This window comes from Candidatus Cloacimonadota bacterium, from assembly GCA_020532355.1.
Lineage (GTDB): Bacteria > Cloacimonadota > Cloacimonadia > Cloacimonadales > Cloacimonadaceae > UBA5456.
Genome location: JAJBBD010000311.1, coordinates 1 through 3071, shown reverse-complemented (window position 1 = coordinate 3071; position 3071 = coordinate 1). Strand labels below are relative to the sequence as shown.

General features: G+C 47.0%; 2 protein-coding genes. Both read right to left on the bottom strand.

Going from position 1 to position 3071, the window contains the following annotated elements; all coding sequences use genetic code 11:
* On the bottom strand, positions 1–1649 hold a 1649-nt coding region (locus tag LHW48_10680), incomplete at its 3' end, for a hypothetical protein (GenBank protein MCB5260911.1).
* Positions 1646–3071 (bottom strand): T9SS type A sorting domain-containing protein (locus tag LHW48_10675; GenBank protein MCB5260910.1); only part of this gene is annotated, 1426 nt, incomplete at its 5' end. The genes LHW48_10675 and LHW48_10680, both read right to left, overlap by 4 nt.

Here is a 3071-nt window from a genome sequence, read left to right as displayed (position 1 = left end):
TAGAATGCGGAGTTCTTTATCTCGATGCGCAGGCGTTCCCCGTATATACTATAGGGTGAGATCTGAAACATAGAGTTAAAGCCGAAATCGCCTGATATCGTACTCCTGTTATTGTGAACCTCCAAGCCATCGATAAAAACATCACTTTCGTTTCTTGAAGAAATGTATATCGCATCCATTTCTGGGGCTTCACAAGACGAAATCTCTAAATTGGATAAGCTTAATGAACCCGACAGATCTTTTTGATCGTAAACGTAAGATGTTCCTGTAGAGGACACATTGCTTAACGACAAGTTTTTGATATTAATATTTCCTATACCTTTGTAACCAGAAAATCCAGTAACTAAGCGGGGATCAAAGATATTGGCAATATTGACATCACACACAGCATAGTCTTCTGAGCGCGTACCATAACTTATTCCTCTTTTCCCATTGATAATAGTTAGTTTTTCAGCCACCAAGCCCCGGCTCTGTGCTGGTGCTTTGACAACTGTTGTTTTATGTTCCGCATCCAGAATAGTCCCCTCTCGGGATTCTCCGACCAGGCGGGTATGGCTCTTGATCGGGATAGGAAATAGCTGTCCGTTCAGCGAGGGTGAATAGTGCCCGTCTGCCACGTGCACAGATTTAGGATTTTCACTGTCCGAAGCGATGCGATACATTGCCATAAAGATGCTTTGCATGGGCTGGGCAGGGCTAATGCCGCTATTGGCATCATCACCCCAGGGGGCCACATAGAGATCGTGATTTACCTCCTCATGCACGGTGTTCAGGATATCAAAAGTATAGGGATTGCTAATATTGGGATTGGCGGGTATGGCAGTGGCATAAAAATTCCAGGGATTGGCCACTGTGAAGGTATCCACCACCACATGCACGGAGTTTACATTGTAAAAATACAAATCACTGCCAAAGGCTGCGTAATTGCTGTAAATGCTGCAGCGGTTGACGGGATCGAAGATGGCGTTATATTGATTGATTGATCCAGCAAAATATATGCCTGCCCCAAAGCTTCCAGTATTGTGATGGATGCTTACGCCACTCAAGAAAGCTTGGCAGTATCCCAAATACACTCCGGCACCATTATCTGCTCGATTGTTTGTTGCATGGCAGTTGATTATCTCTGCTTGCCTCTGCCCACTCATTCTGCCAACTGCAATTCCGCCGCCCGTGGTCCAATCATAAAGCTCAGTGTAATGTCCTGTTCCATTCACTACTGTAAATCCTTGAATCTTTATTGATGACTCATTATCATTGACAAATATCCCCACTCCCCGAAAATCTGCATCAATTATCGTGGAATAAACGTAACCCCGGTTTCCAGTAAGCAGTTCCAGGCTGGCAAGAGTGATATTCTTACCATTGAATCTCACATTCTCATAGTATCTACCCGGATAGACCAATACGGTATCGCTATGGGCAGAGGCATTGATAGCCTCCTGGATCACGGTGAAGGCTTGCGAGCCGTCCAGTGCCACGCCCAGGGTGGCGGCATGAGCGCTAAAACATAAAAATAAGAGCATGAATACCGGTATAAGCCTGAGCATAAAAGCTCCCCTGCTTTGCACGGCGGCAAAGCGGAGGGCATTGTCAGTAAGGTGCAGCTCAGGAGCTATACCTTTCAAAGTTCTATTTTGTAGATTCTTCATTTCATCAACATCATTTTGTTAGTAAAGCTGCCTTCAGGGGTAGATAGGCGATAGAAGTATATACCGGAAGAGACCTGACGATTGTGATCGTCCCGACCGTTCCACGCTACCGTATGCTTCCCTTTGGCAAGCATTGTATTACACAAGGTTTTCACCTTTTGTCCGCGGACGTTGTAAACCTCCAGCCGGGCATCCGTCTCATTAGCCAGGATAAAAGAGATATTGGTGCTGGGATTGAAGGGATTGGGATAGTTTCCTTTCAGGCTGGTCTGAAGCGGAACCAGGCTTTCACCTTCATCATCGGTAAAGGAGATGTAGGCATATCTGCCGATCTGGTCTGATCTCAAGCTAATGTTTTCAAATACCATCCGGTCGGCGTTATAGGTTCTCCATCCCCGGACTGTCTTTTTACCTTTGCCCCCGTGAAAGAACACTATTTCCAGCTCGCCGGCATTCTTGGCACCATCCGGATAAAGACATATATCTACCAAAGTGCTATCCACCACAGAAGCTCCCATGCATTCTCCATTTACATACAGGCCTACTTCATCGGGCAGGTCTTCCGGATCGAATTCCACAAATACCGTCGTGTAATCCAGCTGTTCTTCATATTCAAAAGCTGTCGCCCGAGGCCTGATCACAGGTGGAGTAGAGGGCAACCCGGTATTCCAATACATCTCCCGGGGTGCTTCGGGCAGGAGCAGCAATTCCAGCATGTCCCCCTCGGATAGAGTGTATCTATTGGGATCGACGATCCAGGGACTGCCAAACTCTTCTCTTAGCCTGTATGTACTCCAATTTCGGGTCTTGATGGTATGCACGTAATCCAGATACTTTAATCGGTTGCTACCCGGCAAATAGCGCGACAAAGCATCACCGGCCCTATGTGTGTTTGGCAGAAAATAGCCTATGCTATTCACAAACGGATTATGGTTGATCGCCACTACCCAAGCGACTGGAGTGGTGTCCGCATCCGCCTTGAACCCATTTACGACTACCGGGTCTGGAAGAACACCTGTATTGAATTTTACTTTGTAGCCTTTAGGTTGGGTGGCCGGATGATCGGTATTGAACCAGTTACTTTCATCATGATGCATCTTCCCGTCCTCCCCATCATAACTCCATAGGATCTGGCTTAGTTGCGAAGGATTGTTGGGAGGCCCCTGCATGTGAGCTTCAAACATAAACCCAAGTTCATTCCAATAAACCCCATTGGTGAACGTTCGGTCATCCAGCACCGGGAATGATAGCCAATGGATTCCGGATGGATGCTGCGGACCATTAGCAGGGAAGTACACACGATGATGATGCGGATAGTAGATCGCTCCGATATCCGGAGGGGTGCCGTCGGGATCGGTTTGGATTTCACCGTTGATTACCGAACAGCCACTATTGATACAGGGGCTTTTTACATAATAATCC